The sequence below is a fragment of the Dactylosporangium fulvum genome (assembly GCF_025137375.1).
GTDB lineage: Bacteria > Actinomycetota > Actinomycetes > Mycobacteriales > Micromonosporaceae > Dactylosporangium > Dactylosporangium fulvum.
The window spans coordinates 7,469,664-7,494,596 of record NZ_CP073720.1; the positions used below are offsets into that span (position 1 = coordinate 7,469,664).

The window sequence follows — 24,933 nt, forward strand, 5'->3', positions numbered from 1 at the left end:
CCGTCAATCGCATCTGTCTCACGGGATGAAACATATGCACGCCTGCAACAACGGTCTGGACGGCGACCACTCAAGGCCGTTCAGCACGACCGCTACGCCGGAGGCAACTGAACAAAAACGTCACTGTTGATCTCCAGCGCCGCAGGTCAGCAAGTGTCTTCCCCGCACACGCGGGGGTGGTCCCGGTGTCGGGGACGCCGACGCCCGGGACGTGCAGTCTTCCCCGCGCACGCGGGGGTGGTCCGTCGATGTTGCCGCCGACGTCGTTGACGTGGACGTCTTCCCCGCGCACACGGGGGTGGTCCGCAGGCGCCGCAGACGATCGACGCGGTCGGGAGTCTTCCCCGCGCACGCGGGGTGGTCCCGCCGATCATGATCTTGAAGAGGTCGAGGGGCGTCTTCCTCGCGCACACGGGGGTAGTCCCTCGAGGAGGCCGCCCTGCCATACGATCCGGCCGTCTTCCCCGCGCATGCAGGGGTGGCGATCGTACCCCTGCCTCTTATCCGCTGACATGGTCCGTACACCTGGCAGACCGGACGACAGGAGCTGTTACGCCAGGATCCGTCAGAGCCCCGGAGGTGCGACTTCTCCCGGCCTGACCGCGGCCCTCGCCGTTGCGCTCAAATAGGTGTAGGTAGGGACATGAGGCTTGTCCGGCAGCGTGTACGGACTTGTCTGATGAGGGCCGGCGAAGCGAGATGTGGCGCGGCGAGATCGTCCATGAGAGCGAACTGACACGTGTCGCGCGCCTCGTCTCGGCCGGGGGCGCTGTTGTGCGCAAGGAGCCGTTGGGGCCGAGTGCTCCGCGGCGGCTGCGACACGAGCTGGCGATCCTTGAGCGGTTGCGCGGTGTCGACGGGGTGGCGCGGCTGGTGGAGGCGCCGCGGTATCCGGGGTCGATCGTGTTGGCGGATGCTGGTGACACGACCCTCGCCGGGCTGGCGAAGCCGCTGGCGGTTGGTGATCTGATCGGGCTTGCGGTGAAGTTGGCCCGGGCGGTGGCGGGGATGCACCGGCGGGGTGTGTTGCACCGGGACATCGCTCCGGCAAACGTCGTGATCTCCCAGGACGGCGCGCCGTGCCTGGTGGACTTCGCGTTGGCGACGTCGCTGGCCGAGATTCGTCCCGAGTTCACTCATCACACCGAGATCGTCGGGACGCTGGCGTACCTGGCGCCGGAGCAGACCGGGCGGACCGGCCGACCGGTGGATCAACGGGCCGATCTGTACTCGTTGGGCGCGACGCTGTACGAGCTGGCGACGGGCGCGCCACCGTTCGGTTCCGCAGACCCGCTGCGGCTCACGCACGACCATCTGGCTCGGGTGCCGGTGCCGCCGGCGGCGGTCAACCCGGCCGTGCCGGGGCCATTGTCCGACGTCATCATGCATCTGCTGGAGAAGGAGCCGGACAACCGCTACCAGACCGCCGACGGCGTGGTCCACGACCTCGAGCGGTTGCGCGACGCAGGTCCGCGGGCGGCGGCTGAGCTGCGGGTGGGTGAGCGCGACGTTCCGCCGCGGTTGTCGCCGCCGTCGCGGCTGGCGGGTCGCGACGCGGAGGTGGCGGCGCTGCGTGCGGCGTTCGAGGACGCGTTGGCGGGCCGGTGTCGCGGGGTGCTCGTCGGCGGAGCGGCGGGGGTGGGCAAGACGGCTCTGGTCAATGAGCTGCGGCCGGTGGTGACGGGCCGGGACGGCTGGTTCGTGGCGGGCAAGTTCGACCAGTACCGGCGCGACCTGGAGTCCGACGCGGTGCAGCAGGCGTTTCGCGCGCTGGGCCGGCTGTTACTGGCCGAGCCGGAGGATGAGCTGGCCAGGATACGCGAGCGGATCCTGACGGCGGTCGGCCCGAACGCGGGCCTGCTGACCGCAGTGGTGCCGGAGTTCGCGGCGCTGCTCGAGGTGCCGCCACATCCGGGGGATCCGCTGACCGCGCAGGTGCGCGCGCAGCGCTCGGCGATGCAGGTGCTGCGCGCGATCGCCTCGCCGCAACGGCCGGTGGTGGTGTTCGTCGACGACCTGCAGTGGGCGGGTCGCACGCCGCTGGGCTTCGTCGATGTAGCGCTCAGCGAGGAGCCGATCGAAGGTCTGTTGCTGGTGGGTGCCTACCGCCAGGACGACGTGGACGCGGTCCATTCGCTGGCGGCGGCGCTGTCGCGGTGGCGGGAACAGCCCTCGACGCGGCACCTGCGGCTGGGCAACCTGCCGATGCCGCATCTCGTCACCATGGTTGCCGAGATGCTGCACGTGGACAAGACCGCGGCGGCGGACCTGGCTGGGATGATCAGTCCGCATACGTCCGGGAACCCGTACGAGACGGTGGAGCTGCTCAACGCGCTGCGCCGCGACGGCGCGCTGACGGCGGCGGCCGGCGGATGGTGGTGGGACGCGGCGGCCGTGCGCGCTTACCTGGGCCGGCCGGAGGTGGCCGGGTTGCTGGGGCCCGTCCCGGCGCCGTCGTGGCAGTTGGTGGAGGCGATGGCGTGTCTTGGCGGGCGAGCCGAGCTGCGCCTGCTGGGGACCGCGACCGCTGTGCCGGCGAACGTGGTGGAACAGCGGCTGGCGCCCGCCCTCGACGAGGGCCTGCTGTCGGTGGAGGCCGGAGCGCAGGAGGCGGTGCGGTTTCGCCACGACCGGATCCGCGAGGCGGTCCTGCGCGGGCTGGACCGGCAGCGGCGCCGCGGCCTGCAGTTGGCCATGGCGCGGCGGCTGGCCGAGGTGCCGGAGTGGTTCGCGATCGCGGCGGAGCAGTATCTGCCGGTGGTCGACGAGGTCCACGACCCGACAGAACGGCGCCGGGTGTTGGGGCTGCTGCGGCGCGCCGTCGACCAGGCGGCACTGATCGGGGACCACGCGCTGGTGAACGCGCTGCTGACCGCGGCGCTGCAACTCATCGACCCGGGTGAGACCGCCACGCTGATGGAGGTGCACACCGGCCGGCACGCCGCGCTGTACGGCCTGGGCCGCTTGGACGAGGCAGACGAGGAGTACCACACGATCACGGGGTTGTGCACCAACGTCACCGACCGGGTCGACGCCACGGTGGTGCAAATACGCAGCCTGACCCACCGTAACCGGCTCGCGGAGGCGATCGGGCTCGGTACCGAGTCGCTGCGGGAGCTCGGGATCACCGTGCCGGCGGCGGACCGGCTCCAGGCCGAACTCGACCACCGGTTGGATCGTTCGCTCCGTCATCTGCACCGGTGGCTGGACGACACCGACAGCACCGACGAGATGGGCCCGGAGATCACCGATCCGACGCTGCTCGCCACGGCCCGTCTGCTCAACACGATCCTGCCGGCGGCCTACGTCGCCCCTGACTTCGCCTTGTGCCGCTGGCTGAGCCTGGAAGCGCTGGAGATCTGGCTCAAGCACGGCCTGTGCCCCACCCTGCTCGCGACCGCCAGCCACGTCGCTTCCGAGGTTGTGATGCTGGGCGACTACGGTGCCGGGTATCGGGCGTTGCGGCGGAGCCTGGCGCTGGCCGAGGCCCGTGGCTACGAGCCCGACACTTCGCAGACGGGCTACCGGTTCGCTTACTCCTGTTGCTGGTTCGAACCGGTCGAAAACGCTGTCCGAGCAGGCCTGCGTGCCCGGGAGGGCCTGATCGCGGCGGGTGACCTGGGCCGCGCCGGCTACACCTACTACACGGTCGCGGTCGGCCTGCTGGACAGCACGCCGACACTGGACAGTTTCGTCGCCGAGGTGGAGACAGGGTTGGCCTTCGTGCGGCGTACCGGCAGCGAGCGGGTCGGTCAGTGGCTGGACACCTACCGATGGCTGGCCGCTGTGCTGCGCGGCGAAGGTGCGGCAGCAGCCGACGAGGCGGCAGCCGACGGGCACGTAGACCCGTTCGCGCTGTTCCACGCGCATGTCAACCATGCGCTCGCCGCCGCCGTCCTCGATGATCCGGTCGCCCTGGCCCGGCACACCGCGGCGGCGATGCCGCTGCTGCCGACAGCCCTGGGCCTCTACCCGACCGCCCTGGCCCACCTGCTGCGCGGGCTGGCCCTCGCCGCGCAGGCCCGGGACAGCCACGGTGACGAACGCGACGATCTGCTGTCCGAACTGGAGGAGGCGACGCGGTGGCTGGCCGCCCGCGCCGCGGACGCGCCGGCGAACTTCCAGCCCCTGCTACGGCTGCTCGAGGCCGAGCGGGCCTGGGCGGTCGGCGACTTCCGCTCCGCCGCCCTCGCCTTCGACGCCGCCCGGCACGAGGCCGCCCAGCGTCAGCGGCCCTGGCACCGGGCCCTGATCACCGAACGCGCGGCCCGCTTCTATCTCGCCCACGGCCTCGAACACGGCGGCTACAGCCTGCTCATGGAAGCGCGCGAAAAGTATCTCGCCTGGGGCGCGACCGCGAAAGTCCGCCAACTCGACTGGGCCTACCCGACCCTGCGGCCACAACCCGACGCGACCGCCGCGCCGGGCGGGGACCAGAGCAGCGGCCAGCCCGATGACGTGCGGCATCAACGGGCCACCGTCACCACCGGAGCGCTCGACCTGCTCGGCATCCTGTCCGCGTCGCAGGCGCTGAGCTCCGAGACCAGCATCGGACGGCTGCACACCCGCGTGGCCCGGCTGCTCAGCGCGATGACCGGCGCCACCGCCGTCAACCTGCCGCTGTGGAGCGACGAGCGGCAGCACTGGCTGCTGCCGACCCCGGGCAGCGGCGGCACCGCCCGGCTCTGCGGAACGGCCCAAGAACCCCTGGTCCCGATGTCCGTGCTGCGATACGCCCAGCGAATGCGTGAGCCGCTGGTCGTGCCCGACGCCACCCGCGACGACCGCTTCGCCCGCGACCCCTACTTCACCGGCGTCACCTGCTGCTCGCTCCTGGCCGTGCCCATCCTCAGCCGCGGCACGCTGCAGGCGGTACTGCTGCTGGAGAACCGGCTCATCCGCGGCGCCTTCACGACCGAACGGCTCGACGGTGTCAAGCTCATCGCCGGCCAGCTCGCCGTCTCCCTCGACAACGCCCAGCTGTACGCCGAATTCCGCCGGATCGCCGACGAGCAGGCCGCGTTGCGGCGGGTGGCGACCCTGGTCGCCCGCGGGGTGGGTCCAGATCCTGTGTTCGCCGCGGTGGCCGAAGAGGTCGCCACACTCTTCGACGCCGACGGTACGGCGATCGTGCGGTTCGAGCCCGACGGGGACGCGACGGTGATGGGAGACTACGGTTTCGAGCGCAGCCGACCCGGGGCGCGCGGCAAACCCCATCCCGACTCGGCCATGGCGGCGGTCCAGGCCACCGGCCGCGCGGCTCGCCGCGATGTGGACGACCCGGAGTCGCACAGCCTGCCCGACGCCGCCCTCCCGGGACTGTGCTCCGCGGTCGCCAGCCCGATCCTGGTCGAGGGCCGGGTCTGGGGCGCCATGGACGTCGGGTCTCGCCGCGAACGGCTGCCCCAGGACACCGAGCAACGGCTGGCCGACTTCACCGAGCTCATCGCGACCGCCATCGCCAACGCCGACAGCCAGGCCGAACTCACCATCTCCCGCGCGCGGCTCGTCGCCACCGCCGACCAGATCCGCCGGCGCATCGAGCGGGACCTGCACGACGGCGCCCAGCAACGGCTGGTCGCACTGGCGCTGCAACTGCGCGCGGCGCAGGCGGCGCTACCACCGGAGCTCGACGCGCTCGCCACCGAACTCGACCGCGCCGTCACCGGGGCAGCCGGCGCCCTGGACGAGCTCCGCGAGATCTCACGCGGCATCCACCCGGCCATCCTGTCCGAGGGCGGCCTCGGCCCGGCACTGCGTTCCCTCGCCCGCCGCTCACCGATCCCGGTCGACCTCGACATACGCACGCAACGGCGGCTGCCCGAGCAGGTCGAGGTCAGCGCGTACTACGTCGTCGCCGAGGCGCTGACCAACGCGGCCAAACACGCGCACGCGTCGGCCGTCACGGTCACCGTCGAAGCCGACACAGCCGACACAGCCGGCGCCGTGCTGCGCCTCGCGGTCCGCGACGACGGCGTCGGCGGCGCCGACTTCGCCCGCGGCACCGGCCTGGTCGGCCTCAAAGACCGCGTCGAGGCACTCGGCGGCCGGATCGTGCTCCACAGCCCCCGCGGGGAGGGCACCAGCCTGCGCGTGGAACTCCCGGGTTGACTGACGGGTCCTCGTAGACCTGGGCGACAGCGTTGCCGCGGACCTACTCGGAGGCGCGCACCAGCACGTTCTCGACATGCCGGAGCATGTCGCCGGCCGCCGGCGCCCACGTCGTGTCGCTGTGACAGGCGATCGTCATCAGCGCCGCGGTCGGCCGGTGCTGGACTGACAGAATGTACCGCGACCCGCCGGGCCGGTCGGGCTGCTCGGTGATCCGGTCCTGCACGGCCGGATCAGTGAACGGGATGGCCTCGGCGCCGAGTGAACGGCTGTTCGCCGCGCTGCCCACGATGGATGCGTCGATGTAGTTGAATCGAGCCACGGCCGCGCCCGTCTCAGCAAGTTCGCCAAGGACTTCGGCGCTGATCGCCTCGGCTCGCGCCGGGTCGAGGTTGGCGAACCGGTGGCCGTGCAGCTGGTTGCTGGCCGTGGCTGCCAGCCGCGCGGCCAGGTCGCCGGTCCCCGGCACGAGGACGGGCACCGGCATGACCGCCTTGCGGACCGACGCCTGCGTGCCCGCCGACAGCCGGTTCGCGGCGAGTGAACGGATGCCGGCGCACGGCGAACCCTCGACCAGGCTGATCGCCGAGCCGAACGCGGTCAGGTAGATCGCCGATACCGGCATTCCGGTGCGGGTGGCGATGGCCTGCGCGGCTCGGGCGGCGTGCGCCGAGGCGAGCCACCGGGACTGGAGCACCGGGTCCGCCGGCGCCGTCCCGCTGTTCGGGCGCCAGCCGGACAGCCCGTCGCGCAGCGCGCCCAGCTGGCGCCGCCAGTGCGCCTCGGCACGCTCGGCGTAGGCCCGGCCCGGTTCGGACATTTCCCACTCGGCTGTTTCCAGGGGCTGTTCCGGCACGGGCTGGCCGTCGAACGCCGGACGTCCGCTCATGCGACTCCGTAAGGCCTGCATGAAGTCGCTGCGGAGCACCCGCATGCCCCATCCGTCGACCGCGGAATGATCGACGACGATGCCGATCCGCTGCACGGCGCCGGCGGCGGTCTCCAGCACGAAGAGCACCGGCTGTTGCTCTGCGAGCCGGAACGCCGTGGCCGTGGCCGCTGCGATCGCCTGGTCCGCTTCCGGACCGGCCGGCGCGACCCGCACCACTTCGCCGAGCCGCTCGGCCGTCGGGAGAACGTGCTGCTCGCGACGGCCGGAATCGGTCGTGAGCAGGAGAGTCCGCAGCCCCTCGTGCCGATCGAGCAGATCACCGATCGCCGCCAGCACGACACCCACCCGCGCGGCGGCACCGTCGACCACGCTCGTGAAATTCGTAGCGTACGACCACGGCGAGTCCGCGTCGATGCCGACGTCCATGAACCATTCACGTTGCGCGCATGTTAACGGCCCGCGTCGAGTCGAGTTCATGCCTGTTCCCGTCTAGTTTCTAAAGTCAGCTGCGTGGAATATTGCAGGATGTCACTGCGCCGTGCAACCCTGTCGCCGTGGTTTTGCACGCGCCCCCGACAACGGTTCCACGCCTCCTCGCCGACCGATCCGCATCGGAGCCGGACCGGGAGGCTCTCGTCGTCGACGGCATCGGCGCCTTGACCTTCGGCTCCTGGCAGCGCCGTGCGGCCGACCTCGCCGAGCAGCTGCAGCAGCGCCGCGTCGCGCCGGGCGATCGCGTCGGCCTGCGGTTCGGTGCTGCCGAATGGCTCGACTACGCGGTCGCGTACGTGGCGGTGCAGCGCCTGGGCGCGGTCGCCGTGCCGATCTCCGACGACGCGGCACCCGCCGAATTGGCGCACATGCTCGCCGACTGCGGTGCTGTCGGGCTGGTGCACGCGGGCGGCGCGCCCGACTGGCCCGGCGGATGGACCCACGCCGCCGATGATGGCGCAGGCTCGCAATGCGGCGAAGACCGGTCCACACCGCACAGCCTGGCCCAGATCCTGTACACGTCCGGCACGACCGCACGACCCAAGGGTGTCGCCGCCAGTCACGCCAACGTCACGTACGGGTCAGGTGCCCGGCACCGGCCGTTCCGGCACTCGCGCCACCTGTTGCACGCGTTCGCGATCGGCACGAACGCGGCGCAGATCATGCTGATGAACGCGCTGCTCGCCCACCCCGCTGTGGTGACGTTGCCGCAGTTCACACCGTTGCGCTTCGCGCGTGCCATCGCACGCTGGTCCGCCGGCACGGTGTTCGTGGTCCCGGCCATGGCCATGGAGCTGCTCACCGTGGCCGACGGCCATGACCTGAGCAGCGTGCGGCTGCTCGGGTCGGCCGCCGCTCCGCTGCCGGGGCCGGTCGCCGCCCGCCTCGTGGCAGCGTTCCCGAACGCGACGATCGTCAACTACTACACCTCGACCGAGGCCGCCCCGGCACAGACCGCCATGGCGTACGACCCGGAGCGCCCGGACAGCGTGGGCCGGCCGATCGCCGGCGGTGGCGTGCGCGTCATCGACGACGGGCGGCCCTGCGCGCCCGGCGAGATCGGCGCCGTCTGGATGCGCTCGCCCGCCCCGACCCGCACGTACTTCGGCGACACGGCGACCAGCGCCACCGCGTTCCAGGACGGCTGGGTCCGGATGGGCGACGTCGGCTACCTGGACGCTGACGGCTACCTGTACCTCGTCGAGCGGGACAGCGACCTGGTCAAGACCGGCGCCCACCGGGTGTCGACACTCCAGATCGAGGCGGCCATCCACGAGCATCCGGCGGTCGCCGACGCCGCCGTCGTCGGGCTGCCGCACGAGGTGCTCGGCGTCGAACTGGCCGCCGTGATCGTGGTCAGCGGCGACGCGGCGCTGACCCCGACGGCGCTACGGGCGTTCCTCGCCGACCGCCTCGCGCCACACGAGATCCCCTCCCGCGTCCACGCCATGGACAAGCTTCCGCGCAACCGCGGTGGCAAGGTCGACAAACGATCCCTGCGAAGGAGCCTGACATGATCCAGGCATCCGCGGCTCAGCACGGTATGTGGGTCGCCGCGTCCGGCGTCGTCCCCACCGCCTACCACATGCCGCTGGTTGTCACGTTCGCCCACGACCCGGATGTCGGCCTCCTGGCCAAGTCCTGCGCGGCCGTGGTCGAACGGCATGCGCTGCTGTCCAGCGCGATCGTCGACCGCGACGGCGTCGCATACCTCACGCGGGCCTCCGCCGCCGGGCTGCGCGTGGCCGGGCCGGACGAGTCGGTCGACGAGGAGATCACGCGACCGTTCGACCTCGCCGAAGGGCCGCTGGTCCGGTTCGTACTGTTCGGCCGGACGCTGTTGATCACGGCGCATCATCTGGTCTTCGACGGACAGTCCAAGGAGGTGCTGCTCCGCGATCTGGCCGCCTTCTACGCGGGTGAGATCCCGGATCCGTTACCCCGCACCGCCGCGGACGAGTTGGCCGCCGACGCCGCACGGCTGGCCGGCCGCCGGACCGCGGCGGCTGAGTTCTGGTCCGGCCGGTGGGCCGAGCCGCTGCCCGTGGTCGTCGGCGACCACGTTCTCACCGGTCGCGATCACGGGGCAGGGCAGGTGCATGCGTTCGAGCCGCCCGTGCCTGACCTGCCCGGGCTGACCCGGTTCGAGACGCTGCTGGCCGCGATCCACGCGACGCTCAGCGGGCACGGCAACCCGCGGGTCACGACCGGCATCGACCTGTCCACCCGGGAGCCCGGCCCGGTCGACGCCGTCGGCCCGTACGCGACGGAACTTCCTGTCGACTCACAGCCCGATCCTGACTCCTCGTTCGCGGAGTTCGCCGCCGAACTGCGCGCCGCGCTCCGCGCGATGTACCCGCACCGGTCGGTGCCGCTGGCCCGTGCGGTGCGCCGGCTGCGGCCGCACGCCGCTGTGGCGCCCGTCTCCGTCAGCTACCGCCGGGGTGCCGTCGCACCACGGTTCGACGGCGCCCCGGTGGACGTGGACTGGCTGGCATTCGCCGGCAGTGTCCGCGGCGACCTGCAACTGCAGGCAGTCGACGACGGCACGACCGTCACCGCGAGGCTGCGCTACTCGGCCGCGGCGGCGCCGGTCGCCGCCCGGTTCGCCGAGGACCTGTGCGGGGTGCTCACACAGGTCGCCGCCGCCCCGGCGACCCGACTGCGCGACCTGTTCGCCCCGACCACATCCGCAGCGCCCGTCGCCGTCGAGGCGCGCGCCTCCGCGCCGGCGCCGGCACACGGCGGTGAGCTCGTCGAGCCGGTCCTGGCCATCTGGCGCGACGTGCTCGGCGACCACACCATCGGTCCCGACGACGACCTGTTCGACCTGGGCGGCGACTCGCTGACCGCGACGCAGATCATCGCGCGGATGCGCAAGACGCTCGGCATCGACGTCGACATCGACACGTTCTTCGACCACCCGACGGTCAATGGAGTCGTGCATGCCGCCGGCGCCCGCTGAAGCCCCCGACCGGCTCGCCACCGACCGGGCGACGATGCTGCTCATCCGGCATTTCGAGACGGCGTTACTCGACCTTTTCGCGCGCGGCGAACTGTCCGGAACCACGCACACCTGCCTCGGCCAGGAGTACGTGCCCGTGGCCGTGAGCAGCCTGCTCGAACCGGACGACCACGTGCTGAGCAACCACCGCGGTCACGGCCACTACCTCGCGCGGTTCGACGACCCGGAGGGACTCCTGGCCGAGATCATGGGCCGGGTGGGCGCCGTGTGCCACGGCGTCGGCGGAAGCCAGCACATCCACCGCCCCGGATACCTCTCGACCGGGGTCCAGGGCGAGAGCCTGCCGATCGCGGCCGGACTCGCGCTGCACCTGCGCCGCCACCAGCCGGGTGCGCTCGTCTGCGCGTACATCGGCGACGGCACCTGGGGCGAGGGCGCCGTGTACGAGGCGCTGAACATGGCCGCGCTGTGGCACCTGCCGTTGCTGGTCGTGGTCGAGCACAACGGCATCGCCCAGTCGACGCCCACCGAACACGCCATGGCCGGCACCATCGCCGGGCGCGCCGCCGCGTTCGGTCTGGCCCACACGCAGATCACCGCGACCGACCCGGCCGCGATCCGGGCGGAGCTGGCGCCGCTCGTCGCTCGCGTGCGGGACGGTGCGCCGTTGATCGCCGAGTTCCGCACCCCGCGGCTCGGCCCGCACAGCAAGGGCGACGACACCCGTCCCGCCGACCACGTCGCGGCACTGGCCGACTGGTATCCGGCACTGGCCGCCGCCGCGCCGGATCTCGACCGTGCGCAGCGGGAACGCGTCGCCCGCGTCGTCGCCGAGCTGTCGGCCCGCCCGCCTGCCGAGTGGACCGACCGATGAGGGTCGCCGAGAACATCAACGCCGCGCTGCACACGGTCCTTGCCGGCGACGACCGGGCGTACCTCATCGGCGAGGATCTCCTCGACCCGTACGGCGGCGCGTTCAAGGTCGCGCGTGGGCTCTCCACCCGATTCCCGGACCGGGTCCTGTCCACCCCGATCAGCGAGTCGGCCATGACCGGCATCGCGGCCGGCCTGGCCCTGGCCGGCGACACCGCGATCGTCGAGTACATGTTCGCCGACTTCCTGACACTCGGCTTCGACCCGCTGGTCAACTTCGCCGCCAAGTCCGTCACCATGTACGGCAACCGGCTGCCGATGCGGCTGATCGTGCGCTGCCCCAGCGGCGGCGGCCGCGGCTACGGACCGACGCACAGCCAGAGTCTGACGAAGCACCTGATCGGTGTACCCAGCCTCAACGTGTTCGAGATGTCGCCCTTCCGCGACGCGGCCGAGGTGTTCGCCGAGATGCTGGCGCTCGCGCAGCCGTGCGTGTTCGTCGAGGACAAGATCCTCTACACCCGCCGGATGCACACCGTGATCGACCCGTTCACGGTGGAGGTGCGGGCGGGCGTGGCGTTCGTCGGCACCGGAGAACGGCCGGAGCTGATCCTCATCGCGCCCGGCGGCATGGCCGAGCGCGCCATGACCGCGCTGCGCATGCTGCTGGTCGAACAGGAGATCGCCGGCCTTCTGGTGGTGCCGTCCCGGCTGTATCCGGTCGACCTCGACCTGCCGCCGGTCGCGCATGTGGTGGTGGCTGAAGACAGCACCGCCGGCGGCACCTGGGGCGCCGAGGTCGCGCATCACGTGCATGCGCGCCACTTCGCGGACCTGGCCGCGCCCGTGACGCTCGTCCATGCGGCCGACACCGTCATCCCCACCGCGCCGCATCTGGAGCGTCAAGTGCTCGTGAGTGCCGAGACCATCTACGACGCCCTGGTGAGGACCGTCCATGGCTGAGATCGCGGTGCCCAAGCTCAACAACAACGACGACAGCTATCTGTTGCTCGCCTGGCTCGCCCCGGACGGCCAGGCGGTGGCGGCCGGCGCCCCGGTCGCCGAGGTGGAGACGTCGAAGGCGGTCGAAGAGCTGGCCGCCGCGACGGGCGGCGTACTGCGCCACCGGGCCGCGACCGGCGCCGAAATCACCCCCGGACAGGTCATCGCACTCGTTGACGATCCCGCCGTCCCGGCCGAGGCGCCGGTCTCGCGACCAACCGACGCTTCCGGCGCTTCCGGCGCTTCCGGCCCGACGATCACCGCACCGGCTCGCGCCCGCATGGCCGAACTCGGCGTCGACGCCGAGCGCGTTGTCGCGCTCGGCCGCCCGATCATCCGCCGGGCCGACATCGACGCCTTGGCCGGCCTCGTCGCTGCCCCCGCCGCCACGTCGCCGCCCGGCGCGACGGCGTCCGCGGCGAACGAACGGTCCGTCAGCTTGTCTCGCAACCAGCGTGCGGTCGCGCGCACCGTGGCGCGCTCGGCCGCCACCATCCCGGCCGCCTACACCGCGATGACGATTGACGTCGGCGCCGCGCTCGACCAGGCGCCGAAACTGGCGCGCGCAGTACGGCGGCCGGTCGGCCTCGCCGAACTTTTTGTCGCCGCGATCGGGTCGGTGCACGCCGCCCAACCGATGTGCTTCGCCCGGCTCGACGACGACGGCAACACCGTGCATCCGTCCGGCGCCGCGCATGTCGGCGTCACCGTCGACCTCGGCGAGGGCCTCTACGTTCCGGTGGTACGAGACGCCGACACCGCGACGATCGCCGAGATCGCCCGGACACTGACCAGGCACCGGGTGACGGCGGCCAGCGGCACGTTCCGTCAGTCCGACCTCGACGGTGCGAACATCACGTTGACGCTCCACCTGGACGCCCACGTGAGCCTGGCCATCCCAATCGTGTTCCCGGGGCAGACGTGCGCGGTCGCGGTCACCGCCCCGCGTCCCGAACTGTACCTCGACGACAACGGCCAACCGGCGACGCGGACCGTGACACAGGTCGGTCTGGCCTACGACCACCGCGTCATCAACGGCCGCGAAGCGGCCCAGTTTCTGGCCGCGCTGCACCGCGCACTCAACGAAACCCTGACTCAGACATTACAGAATCCGCCGCACGAGGAGCCGCGATGAGCACACTGCGCGCCGCACAGGAGCGACTGTGGTTCTTGCACCAACTGGACCCGGCCGACGCGTCGTACCACCTGCCTCTCGTCATGCACGTGCGCGGACGCCTGGACCGGGCGGCGCTGGAACGCGCGCTGGATGCGTTGACCGGCCGGCACGAGAGCCTGCGCACCCGGGTCGAGCTGTTCGACGGCGCGCCCGTGCTGACGGCGGCACCTGACGGCGTCCGGCTGGAGACCGCCGTCGTGACCGGCCTTGAGGACGCCCGCGACCTGGTCGCCGCATTCGTCACGCGGCCGTTCGACCTCACCGTCGGCCCGATGGTTCGCTGCCTGCTGATCGACGTCGGACCGGATGAGCACGTGCTCGCGCTCGTTGCCCACCACATCGCGGCCGACGGCTGGTCGCTGCAGGTGCTGCGCCGCGATCTCGACGCGCTGTACCACGCCTACGCCACCGGCGCCCCGGCTGTGCTACCGGAGCTGCCCGAACTGCCGCCGGTTCCGGCCGGCGACGCGCCGGACCTCGGATACTGGACCGAACGGCTGGCCGGCGCCCCGGTGCTGGATCTGGCGACCGACCGCCCCCGGCCTCCGGTGCGCCGCGGCCATGGCAGCTCCGTCGTCTTCGACATCCCCGTCGACCTGCTGCGCCGGCTGGAGACCGTGGCCCGAGCCGAGCGCACCACCGTGTACACCGCGCTGGTCGCGGCGTTTTCGTTGTTGCTCGGCCGGATGAGCGGCCAGAACGACATCTGCCTCGGCACGCCGGTGCTCGGCCGCGACGACCCGGATCTCGCCGACCGCGTCGGCTGCTTCGCGGAGACGCTGGTGCTGCGGACGGATCTGTCGGGCGATCCGACGTTCCGCGCGCTGCTGCGGGTCGTCCGACGGACCGTGCTCGGCGCGCTGAGCCATGCCGCTCCGTTCGAACGCGTGGTGTCGGCGCTCGACACACCCCGCGACCGCAGCCGCACGCCGCTGTTCCAAGCCATGATCATGTACCTGCGGCAGGAGCAGGACCGGCCGCACCTCGGCGACCTCGACGTCGAGTTGCTGGACCATCCGTTCGACTCCGCCCGCACCGACGTGGCTCTCGACGTCATCCAAGGCCCCGCGGCTGCGGTCGGCGTGCTCACCGTCGATCGTGACCTGTTCGACCCCGGCACCGCACAGCGATTGATCCGCCGCCTGCTCATCCTGCTCGACGACGCGGCCCGGCGGCCCGACACCGCGATCGGTGACCTGCGCTGGTTCGACGACGACGAACAGCGCGAGGCACTGACCCGATGGAACGACACCGGCGCCGGGCAGATCACTCCGCTGGTCGCTGAGATGTTCCAAGCACAGGCCCGGTCCACACCGGACGCAGTCGCGATCACCGGTGACGGTGTCGATCTCACCTACCGCGACCTCGACGCCGAGGTCGACCGGCTGGCCGCCCGCCTGCGCGGACGCGGACCGCTGATCGGCGTCGGGCTGTCCCGGAGCCCGGCGATGGTGGTCGCGCTGCTGGCGGTCTGGCGGGCCGGCGCCGCGTACCTGCCACTCGACCCGGCGTACCCGGCCGACCGGCTCGCGTTTGTCATCGCCGACGCGGGCGTCAGCACGGTGCTCACCGAGTCCTCGTTCGCCGAGCGGTTCGGCGCGGCGTCGCTCCTGATCGACGCCGCTGACGAGGATCCCGTGAACGAGGTGGCGCCGATCACCGCCATCGGCCCCGATGACCCGGCCTACGTGCTGTACACCTCGGGGTCCACCGGACGGCCCAAAGGCGTGGTCGTGCCGCACGGCGCGCTCGCCGCGTTCATCGCCGCGATGGCCGACATCATCGGACCGCAAACGGGCCGCGCCTGGCTCGCGCTCACCTCGCTGTCGTTCGACATCTCCGGACTTGAGCTGTACCTGCCGCTCAGCCGCGGCGGCCGGGTCGTCATCGCCGATGACACGCAGACCGGCGACGGCGCGGCGTTGCGGGCGCTCATCGCCAAGAACGACGTCACCGATGTGCAGGCCACCCCGTCCGGCTGGCGGATGCTGCTGGCCGCCGGCTTCGACCATGACGTGCCTGCCGCGCTGGTCGGCGGCGAGGCGTTGCCGGCGACCCTCGCCGCGGAACTGCGCGGCAAGGTCGGCCGGCTGACCAATGTGTACGGCCCGACCGAGACCACGATCTGGTCGACGTTCTGGCCGGTGCCCGAGGGACCGGCGGATGTCTCGATCGGCGGCCCGATCCAGGGCACCCGGGTCTACGTCGTCGACGACCGGATGCGACCCGTCCCCACCGGCGTGCCCGGCGAACTCGTCATCGCTGGTGCCGGCGTCGCGCTCGGCTACCTACGCCGGCCGCGGCTGACCGCCGACCGCTTCGTGCCCGACCCCTGGGGTCCGGCAGGAGCACGGATGTACCGCACCGGCGACCGCGTCCGCCGACGGGCGGACGGCACCCTGGAATTCCTCGGCAGGCTCGACACCCAGGTCAAGGTGCGCGGCCACCGGATCGAACTGGGCGAGGTCGAGGCCGTGCTCGCCGGTTGCCCGGGCGTCGCCGCCGCGGTCGCCGCGGTCCGCGACGATGCGCTCGCCGCGTACGTCACAGCCCGCCCCGGCGCCGACGTCGACCCCGCCGCGATCCACGACACGGCCCGCGACATGCTTCCGGCCTACGCGGTGCCGAGCACCATCACGGTGCTCGACACGCTGCCGCTCACCCCGAACGGCAAAGTGGACCGGGCCGCCCTGCCCGACCCGCGACCGTACGCCGTCGCCGAGTACGTGTCACCGCGTACCGCGGCCGAAACGCGCATCGCCGCCGTATTCGCCGAAGTGTTCGGCGCTGCCGAGGTGGGCGCGCACGACGACTTCTTCGCACTGGGCGGTCACTCGCTGCTGGCCGCCAAGGTCGCCGCGCGGCTGCCCGGCCTGACCGTCCGCGACCTGTTCGACCATCCGACGGTCGAGGCGCTGGCCCGGCGGATCCCGGTTGCCGGCGACGTCGGTGCCGATGCGGTGCCGGCAGGCGCACCGCCGCTGTCCGACGCCCAGCGCCGCCTGTGGTTCCTGCAGCGGCTGGACCCGCACGACGCCTCGTACAACATGTTCCTGGTGCTCCGCCTGCGCGGCCAACTGGACCGCCACGCGCTGCGGCGAGCCCTGAACGCGCTGGCCGCCCGGCACCTCGCGCTGCGGTGCGCCTATCCGGAGGTCGGGGGCGATCCGACCGTCGAGATCGGACCCGCCGTCGTGCCGCTCGAGGAGCTCGACCTGGAATCCGAAGCGGCTGCCCGAGCTGCCGCCGCGCACCGGACGAACACGCCGTTCGACCTTCGGACCGGCGCACCGGTGCGTGCCTCGCTGCTCCGGATCGGCCCGGACGATCACGTCTTCTGCCTGATCATGCACCACATCGCCGGTGACGGCTGGTCGCTCAACGTATTGCGTGAGGACCTTGCCGCGCTCTACGCCGACCAGCCGCTGGCGCCGCTGCCACCCGTACCCGCGGCGAACAGCGACCCGGAGGCCGATCTCGCGTACTGGCGGGAACAGCTCACCGATCCGACCGTTCTCAACCTGCCGACCGATCGGCCCCGTCCGGCCCAGCCCATGCACCGCGGCGGGTTCCTCGGCACCCGCCTGCCCGCCGACGTCACCGCCCGCCTCGAAGACCTGGCCGGCCGCGCCCGGACCAGCCTCTTCGCCGTGCTGATCGCGGCCTACCAGGTGCTGCTCGCCCGGCACGCCGGTCAATCCGATGTCCTGGTCGGCTCGACCCTGGCGGCCCGGGACCGGGTCGAGATCGAGCGGGCCGTCGGCTACTTCTCCCGGACCGTCGTGCTGCGCAACCAGGTCGACCCGGCCGAGCCGTTCACCGACCTGCTCGGACGGGCCCGCGAGTGCGTGCTGGACGCGCTGACCCATACCGAGGCGCCGTTCGAACACCTCGTCGCGGAGGCGGGCCGGGACGCGTCGACGCCGCCACTGTTCCAGGCCATGTGCATCCTGCACACCCAGGACGAGGGCGCCCCGGTCGAGCGGTTCGCCGACCTGCACGCGTCGTTCTTCGACTCCGGCTACCGCCAGTCCAAGTTCGACCTGATGCTGGAGGCGTGGCGGACCACCGACGGCCTGGCGCTCGTCTTCGGCTACGACACCGACCTGTTCGACGCGGCGACGGTCGACCGCTGGGTGCGCCGGTTCGAGGTGTTGTGCGCCGGGATCGCCGCCGATCCGACCACCCTGGTGGGCGCGCTGCCACTGCTGACCGCCGACGACGAGGCGCTGGTCGACTCGCTGGCCGCCCCGGCGACCGACGCGCCGGGGCGGCCACCGGTGGCCGGGCTGCCCCGCCTCGCGGCGCCGGACACGGTCGCGGTCCGCTGCGGCGCCGAGTCGCTGACGTACGCCGAGCTCAACCGCCGGGCCGACACACTGGCCACCGCGCTGCGCGCATCCGGAGTCCGGGCGAGCGGCCCGCGTCGCGATCCGGTCGTCGCCGTCGCCGCGCACCGGGACATCGACACCATTGTCGCGCTGCTGGCGATCTGGCGCGCCGGTGGCGCGTATCTGCCGATCGATCCCGGACAGCCGGCCGAACGGATCGCCAAGCTCATCGCCGGCAGCGGAACCGTCCTGGCCGTCGGGGACGCACCATGGCCGGACGACCTGCGAGTGCTCACGCCGCCGGAAGCGACGCCGGAGCACTCCGCAACGGACCACGCGACACCGGACGGCGCCGCGTACGTGCTGTACACGTCCGGATCCACCGGCACACCGAAGGCCGTCGTCGTCGACCACGAAGCGCTCGCCGCCCGGGTCGACTGGATGCGTCGCGACTACCGGCTCGGCCCGGACGACACGATCATCCAGTTGGCGCCGCTCGCGTTCGACACCCACGCGGAGGAGATCTGGCCCGCACTCGGCGCCGGAGCCACGGTGCGGCTGCTCCCCGACGGCCCGCTCAGCCTGACCGACGTGCTCGCCGGTCCGGCCGGAGCCGACATCACCGTGCTCGACCTGCCCACCGCGTACTGGCACGACCTGGTCGCCCAGATCGACGCGATCGCCTGGCCGCCCCGGCTGCGGCTGGTCATCCTCGGCGGCGAGGCGGTGCACGCGGCAGCCGTCGGTCGCTGGCGGGCCCGGTTCGGCGACACCGTACGGCTGGTGAACACATACGGCCCCACCGAGGCCACGATCATCGCGACCTCGACCGACCTCGGCCCGGACGACACGGCCGGCCCGCCGGCGATCGGCGCGCCGCTGCCCGGTGTGCGCGTCGCGGTGGTCGACGCCGACCTGCGCCCGGTGCCACCCGGCGCATACGGTGAACTGCTGCTCGGCGGCGCCGGCCTCGCCCGCGGCTACCTCGGCCGGGACGACCTCACCCGGGACCGGTTCGTCACGTGGCGCGGCGCGCGCTCCTACCGGACCGGCGACCGCGTGCGGCTGCGGGCAGACGGCCGCCTCGACTTCGCCGGCCGGTTCGACGATCAGCTGAAGGTACGCGGGTTCCGGATCGAACCGGCCGAGGTGGAGAACCACCTGCTCGCGTGCCCGGGGGTGACCGGGGCGGCGGTGGCCGCACACGACGGAGCCCTGGTCGCGTACGTGGCCGGCTCCGCGCCGGCTGACGCGCTGCGCGCCCGGCTCGCGGCCCAACTGCCCGGCCACATGGTGCCGGACCGCTGGATCACGCTCGACTCGCTCCCCCGCACGCCCACCGGCAAAATCGACCGACGTTCCCTGCCGCCGCCCGTGGCCGACCGGCCCGGACCATCCGCGCCGCCGCGCACCGATGCCGAGCAGCTGATCGCCGACATCTGGGCCGAGGTCCTCGGCCTCGACGGCGTCGGAGTGGACGACGACTTCTTCGCACTCGGCGGTCACTCCCTGCTCGCCGTTCGCGTGGCCGCCCGGCTGCGCGCCATGACCGACCTCGACCTGCCCATCCGCCTGCTCTTCACGCATCGCCGGCTGGCCGACCTGGCTGCCGCGGTCGAACAGCGGCTGCTCGACGATCTGGCCGGCCTCAGCGACGACGAGGTGGCCAGCCTGCTGGAAGCGGAGACCCGATGACCGTCGACGACGCCCGCCAGGCGCTGCTGGCCCAACGACTGCGCCGGCGCACGGCGACCCGGACCATTCCCACCCGTCCGGCCGGCACGGTGCCGCCGCTGTCGTACGCGCAGGAACGGCTCTGGTTCATGGAGCAGTACGCGCCCGGCAACCGCGCCTACCTCGTGCCGGTCGCAAAGCGTATCCGGCGCGCGATCGACGCCGACCGGCTGGCCGAGGCGCTCCGCCGCGTCGTCGCCCGCCATGAGGCGCTGAGGACCCGGTTCCCGGCACGGGACGACGGGATTCCGACGCTGGTCATCGACCAGGACCCGGCCGTCGACCTGGACGTCGTCGATGCCGCCGACGAGGACGACGCCCGAGCCGCGGTCGAGGCGTTACACGCCCGCGGTTTTGACCTCGCCGCCGAACAGCCGCTGCGCGCCGCGCTGATCCGGCTCGCCCCGGACGACGCGATCCTGGCGATGACCGTGCACCACATCGCCGTCGACGGCTGGTCCGTGCCGCTGCTGCTGGCCGAGCTGATGACCGCGTACGACGGCAGCGACCTGCCTCCCGTGCCCATCCAGTACGGCGACTACGCGGCCTGGCAGCGCGACCAGCCGGCGGCCGACGTTGCCCACTGGGCGCAGCACCTGGACGGAGTCGAGCCGCTGGCGCTGCCGACCGACCGGCCGCGCCCGGCCGAACAGACCTACGACGGCGGCAGCGTCGAATTCGAGATCGACGCCGACCTCGCGGCCGGCGTCCGGGCGCTGGCCGACAATCACGGCGCCTCGCTGTACATGACGATGCTGGCCGCGTACGCCCATCTGCTCGGCCGGCACGCGCACCAGAGCGACCTCACGATCGGCTCCCCGGTCGCCGGCCGCGGCGTCCCGGAGCTCGAGAACGTCATCGGTTGCTTCGTCAACACGCTGGTCATGCGCGTCGACCTGAGCGGCAACCCGACGTTCACCGACCTGCTGCTGCGGGTACGGGAGACCGCGCTCACCGGGTTCGCCCACGCCGACACGCCCTTCGAGCGCATCGTCGCCGACCTCAACCTGCCACGCGACGTATCCCGGTCACCGTTGTTCCAGGCGCTGCTCGCGGTGCAGAACTACGGCCGGGTCGACGGACCCGCAAGCCGCGGTGACGGTCTCGGCGGGTACGAGATCACGTCGTGGGCGACCCGGTACGACCTCGAGCTGTATGTCAGCGATACCGCCGACGGCGGGCTGTGGGGCCAGTTCATCTACAACACCACGCTGTTCGACGCGGCAACCGTGCAGCGGCTGGTCGGCCACCTGACCGCGCTCCTGCGTGGAGCCGTCGCCGACCCGCTGTCGCCGGTGGCCGCGCTCGACCTGCGTGACGACGACGAACGCGCGGCTCAGGCCGCCTGGAACGCGACAGCCGCCCCGTTCGACACCGAAGCCACCCTGCCCGGCCTCTTCGCCGCGCAGGTCGCCGCCACGCCGACCGCGCCGGCCGTGACGTTCGAGGGCACCACGTGGAGCTACGCCGAGCTGGACCGCTACTGCGACCAGGTGGCCGCCGCGCTGCGGTCAGTGGCCGCCGGACCGGGTACGCGGATCGGCGTGTGCGCGCCGCGTTCGCTCCAACTGCCCGGCGCGCTGCTCGGCGTGCTGCGCACCGGAGCCGCGTACGTACCGCTCGACCCGGACTACCCGGTCGAGCGGCTGGCGTTCATGGCAGCCGACGCCGACCTGCGTGCCGTTCTGGTGCTCGACCCGCCGGCCGAGCTCAACGACGCGTTCGCCACCTGCCCGGTGATCCGGCTCGACGCGCTGGCGGCGGGTGGGCCCGTCGCCGGCGACCGGCGCGACGCGGTTGATCCGCAGCCCGTCACCGCGACCGCCGCCGACACCGCCTACGTCATCTACACCTCCGGTTCGACCGGACGGCCCAAGGGTGTGCCCAACGGCCATCGCGGCGTTGTCAACCGGCTTGCCTGGATGCAGGAACGCTTCCGGCTCACCTCCGACGACGTGGTCCTGCAGAAGACGCCAGCCGGTTTCGACGTGTCGGTCTGGGAGTTCTTCTGGCCGCTGATCATCGGCGCGCGCCTGGTGCTGGCCAAGCCGGGCGGTCACAAGGACGCGTCGTACCTGCGGGCTTTGATCGACCGCGAAGGCGTCACCATCGTCCACTTCGTGCCGTCGATGCTCGCCGCCTTCCTGGCGGAGGAGACAACGCGCGGCGGCGCGACGCTGCGCACCATCGTCTGCTCCGGTGAGGAGCTGCCGGCCGACCTTGCCCGCCGCTGCCTGGCGGAGCTACCCGCCGAGCTGCACAACCTGTACGGCCCGACCGAGGCCGCCATCGACGTCAGCGCCTGGGCCGTCACCACTGAAGCGCTCGGCGACGCCCACCGGGTGCCGATCGGCGCCCCGGTCGCCAACACCACGCTGCACGTGCTCGACGACCGGCTCCGGCCGCAGCCCGTCGGCGTGCCCGGCGAACTGCACATCGGCGGCGTCCAGGTGGCCGAGGGCTACCTGGGCCGCCCCAGGCTGACCGCCGAACGCTTCGTTCCCGACCCGGGTGGCCGGCCCGGCGCCCGGTTGTACCGCACCGGCGACCTGGCCCGCTGGCGGCCGGACGGCACGCTCGAGTTTCTCGGCCGCATCGACGGCCAGGTCAAGCTGCGCGGCCTGCGCATCGAACTGGGCGAGATCGAGGCGGTGCTGCGCGAGCAGGCGGGCGTACGGGACGCCGCCGTCATCGTTCGCGAGGACCGGCCCGGCGACCAGCGGCTCGTCGCGTACGTGGTCGGTGCCGCGCCGGAACGTGCCACGCTGAAGCGGCTGCTGCCCGACTACATGATCCCGGCCGCGTTCGTCGAGCTGGACGTGCTGCCGCTGTCGGCGAACGGCAAGCTCGACCGGCGGGCGCTGCCGGCGCCGGTCCGCACGGCGAGCGGCGGCGCCACGCCGGCCACCGCGACCGAAAAGGTCGTCGCCGACGTCTGGGCGGCCGTGCTCGATCTTCCGTCGGTCGGCGCCGACGACGACTTCTTCGACCTCGGCGGCCACTCGCTGCTGGGGATGCAAGTGGTGGCCCGGCTCCGCAAGGTCGGAGCAGCGGTCGGTGTCATCGACCTGTTCCAGAACCCGACCGTGCGGGAACTCGCCGCCCTGATCGACCGGCCGGCCGACGGTCCGCGGAAGCTGATCCATCGGCTCACACCGAACCGGCCACACGCCGACATCTCGCTGGTGTGCGTGCCGTTCGGCGGCGGCAGCGCCGTGGTGTACCAGCCGCTGGCCGACGCGCTGCCGGAACGGTACGAGTTGTGGTCGCTCGGCATCCCCGGCCACGACGTCGGCGTCATCGAGGAGCGGCTCGACTTCGACGCACTCATCGACCGCTGCGTCGAGGAGATCATCGAGACGATCGCCGGACCGATCAGCCTGTACGGCCACTGCGGCGTCGGGTCGGCGCTCGCCGTCGCGCTGGCCCGGCGGCTCGAAGCGGCCGGCCGCGACGTGCGCACCGTCTACATCGGCGCGATGTTCCCGTTCGCCAAGCCGCGCGGTCGCCTGGCCCGAACGCTGGCCAAGCTCGCGCAGATGGAGTCTCTGCGCGGCGACCGGATCTACCAGAACTGGCTGACCTCGATCGGCTCCGACATCGGCGACCTCGACCCGGCGGAGGCTCGCCGGATCGTGCGCAACATGCGCCGCGACTCCCTCGATGCCGAGCAGTACTACACCGAGATGTACGCGACCCGTCCCGAGCGTCTGCGCGCCTCGTTCGTCACCATCGTCGGCACTCGCGATCCGGCCACCGAGTTCTACGAGGAACGGTTCCGCGAGTGGCACTTCCTGTCCGATCACAGTGCCGTCGTGGTGCTGCGAGAGGCCGGCCACTTCTTCCTGAAGTACCGGGCCACCGAGATCGCCGAGATCATCGACACGCCCATGTTCGAACCGGAGGCGCCCGCCGACGAGCCGGATCGCACCTGGTTCCGGCACGCTGTGTCGCACGGCCGTCAGGTCGCCACCGGCCCGCAGCCGAGCCTCGGCCGGTTCGCGGCCGTCTCCGCCGGCCAGCTGATGTCGATGTTCGGGTCCGCGCTCACCGAGTTCGCGATCCCGGTCTGGATCTACATAACCACCGGGTCGGTCAAGCAGTTCGCGTTGTTTGCGGTGCTCGGCCTGGTGCCGGGTCTGCTCACGTTGCCGATCGCCGGGGCGCTCGTCGACCGGTACGACCGGCGCCGCATCGTGCTCGCCGGCGACCTGGCCGCCGGCGGGGTCCAGGCGGTGCTGGCCGCGCTGCTCTGGGCCGGGCATCTGAGCGTTGCCGCCCTCTATCCGGCCACGGTCGCGCTGTCGGTCGCGCTGTCGTTCCAGCGCATCGCATACACCTCCGCGATACCTCAACTGGTGCCGAAGCGACTGCTCGGCCACGCGGCTGGCATCGGTCAGCTCGGGGCCGGCCTGGCCCAGCTGATCGCCCCGCTGCTGGGCGCCGGGCTGCTCGCCGCGATCGGGCTGCGCGGCATCCTCACGCTCGACGTGGCGAGCTACGTCATCGCGGTGGTCATCATTCTGGCGGTGCGGTTCCCCGCCACCATGCCGTGGCGCCGCCACGAGACGCTGCGCGCGGAGATCGTGGGCGGCTTCCGGTACGTCTGGGGCAACCGGAACTTCCGTCGCATGCTGCTCTGGTTCGCCGTCCTGAACCTGCCGTTGTCCGCGATCTTCCTGATGATCTCGCCGCTGGTCCTGTCGTTCGGCACGCTGCGTCAGGTCGGCCAGGTGTCGTTCGTGTCCGCGCTCGGCGTGTTCGTAGGCGGCCTGGTGATGGCCGCCTGGGGCGGGCCGCGGCACCGGCGGATGTTCGGCGTCCTCGTCGCGACGTTCGGGCTGGCCGCGTGCGCGCTCGTCACCGGCCTGCGAGAGAACCTTGTCCTGATCGGCGCCGGCGCGCTCGGCCTCGCGCTGTCCCTGACGCTGCTCAACGGCGTGTACACCACGATCATCCAGGTCAAGGTGCCGCAGCGGCTGCACGGGCGCGTGTTCTCCCTGAACACGATGATCGCGTGGTCGACGATGCCGATCGGGTTCGGAATCATCGCACCCTTCGGCGCCGAACTGTTCCGGCCGCTGCTGCGCGACGGCGGCCCGCTGGCCGGCAGCGTCGGCCGTGTGCTCGGCACAGGCCCGCAGCGCGGGCTTGGCCTCATGTTCGTCGTGTTCGCGATCGCCATCGCCGCCGTCGCCGTGGTTGGGCTGCGCGTGCTGCGCCGCTTCGACGACGAGGTGCCCGACGCCGTCGCCGACGACCTGGTCGGCCTGGCCGCGCTGGACACGCCGGCCACCGACATCCAACACGCCCTGGACGCGGCGGCGCGTGCCGCCGCCCGCCGGTCAGACTGAGG

At 72.2% G+C, this 24,933-nt stretch carries 9 protein-coding genes; 8 read left to right on the forward strand and 1 reads right to left on the reverse strand.

Features of this window, described 5'->3' with window-relative positions; genetic code table 11:
• Positions 1–672 precede the first annotated feature (672 nt).
• Positions 673–6,111, forward strand: a complete 5,439-nt coding sequence (locus Dfulv_RS34240; protein WP_259857954.1) for an AAA family ATPase — start codon at positions 673–675, stop codon at positions 6,109–6,111.
• A 43-nt stretch (positions 6,112–6,154) separates the two neighbouring features.
• Here Dfulv_RS34240 and Dfulv_RS34245 read toward each other — a convergent pair whose 3' ends face one another.
• The gene (locus Dfulv_RS34245) at positions 6,155–7,480 is read right to left on the reverse strand and encodes a condensation domain-containing protein (RefSeq protein WP_259857955.1); all 1,326 of its coding nucleotides are present in this window, start codon (positions 7,478–7,480) and stop codon (positions 6,155–6,157) included.
• 77 nt (positions 7,481–7,557) lie between these two features.
• Here Dfulv_RS34245 and Dfulv_RS34250 point away from each other — a divergent pair, with 77 nt between their 5' ends.
• The 7 genes from Dfulv_RS34250 to Dfulv_RS34280 are packed head-to-tail and all read left to right on the forward strand — an operon-like array spanning position 7,558 to position 24,931.
• Positions 7,558–9,012: a class I adenylate-forming enzyme family protein gene (locus tag Dfulv_RS34250; RefSeq protein WP_259857956.1), complete on the forward strand. Its 1,455-nt coding sequence runs from the start codon at positions 7,558–7,560 to the stop codon at positions 9,010–9,012.
• Positions 9,009–10,460: a condensation domain-containing protein gene (locus Dfulv_RS34255; protein WP_259857957.1), complete on the forward strand. Its 1,452-nt coding sequence runs from the start codon at positions 9,009–9,011 to the stop codon at positions 10,458–10,460. Before Dfulv_RS34250 ends, Dfulv_RS34255 begins: the two co-directional genes overlap by 4 nt.
• Positions 10,441–11,334, forward strand: a complete 894-nt coding sequence (locus Dfulv_RS34260) for a thiamine pyrophosphate-dependent dehydrogenase E1 component subunit alpha (RefSeq protein ID WP_259857958.1) — start codon at positions 10,441–10,443, stop codon at positions 11,332–11,334. The genes Dfulv_RS34255 and Dfulv_RS34260 overlap by 20 nt, the downstream gene beginning before the upstream one ends.
• On the forward strand, positions 11,331–12,296 hold the full coding sequence (locus Dfulv_RS34265; protein WP_259857959.1) for an alpha-ketoacid dehydrogenase subunit beta: 966 nt from the start codon (positions 11,331–11,333) through the stop codon (positions 12,294–12,296). Before Dfulv_RS34260 ends, Dfulv_RS34265 begins: the two co-directional genes overlap by 4 nt.
• Positions 12,289–13,470, forward strand: a complete 1,182-nt coding sequence (locus tag Dfulv_RS34270; RefSeq protein ID WP_259857960.1) for a 2-oxo acid dehydrogenase subunit E2 — start codon at positions 12,289–12,291, stop codon at positions 13,468–13,470. The genes Dfulv_RS34265 and Dfulv_RS34270 overlap by 8 nt, the downstream gene beginning before the upstream one ends.
• Entirely contained in the window at positions 13,467–19,538 is a 6,072-nt protein-coding gene (locus tag Dfulv_RS34275; protein WP_259857961.1) for a non-ribosomal peptide synthetase, read from the forward strand. The genes Dfulv_RS34270 and Dfulv_RS34275 overlap by 4 nt, the downstream gene beginning before the upstream one ends.
• Positions 19,535–24,931: a non-ribosomal peptide synthetase/MFS transporter gene (locus tag Dfulv_RS34280; RefSeq protein WP_259857962.1), complete on the forward strand. Its 5,397-nt coding sequence runs from the start codon at positions 19,535–19,537 to the stop codon at positions 24,929–24,931. The genes Dfulv_RS34275 and Dfulv_RS34280 overlap by 4 nt, the downstream gene beginning before the upstream one ends.
• Positions 24,932–24,933 lie beyond the last annotated feature (2 nt).

Coding starts and splice junctions, on each gene's coding strand:
- Dfulv_RS34245 (WP_259857955.1), bottom strand. CDS start 7,480: ATGAACTCGACTCGACGCGGGCCGTTAACATGCGCGCAACGTGAATGG.
- Dfulv_RS34255 (WP_259857957.1), top strand. CDS start 9,009: ATGATCCAGGCATCCGCGGCTCAGCACGGTATGTGGGTCGCCGCGTCC.
- Dfulv_RS34260 (WP_259857958.1), top strand. CDS start 10,441: ATGCCGCCGGCGCCCGCTGAAGCCCCCGACCGGCTCGCCACCGACCGG.
- Dfulv_RS34265 (WP_259857959.1), top strand. CDS start 11,331: ATGAGGGTCGCCGAGAACATCAACGCCGCGCTGCACACGGTCCTTGCC.
- Dfulv_RS34270 (WP_259857960.1), top strand. CDS start 12,289: ATGGCTGAGATCGCGGTGCCCAAGCTCAACAACAACGACGACAGCTAT.
- Dfulv_RS34275 (WP_259857961.1), top strand. CDS start 13,467: ATGAGCACACTGCGCGCCGCACAGGAGCGACTGTGGTTCTTGCACCAA.
- Dfulv_RS34280 (WP_259857962.1), top strand. CDS start 19,535: ATGACCGTCGACGACGCCCGCCAGGCGCTGCTGGCCCAACGACTGCGC.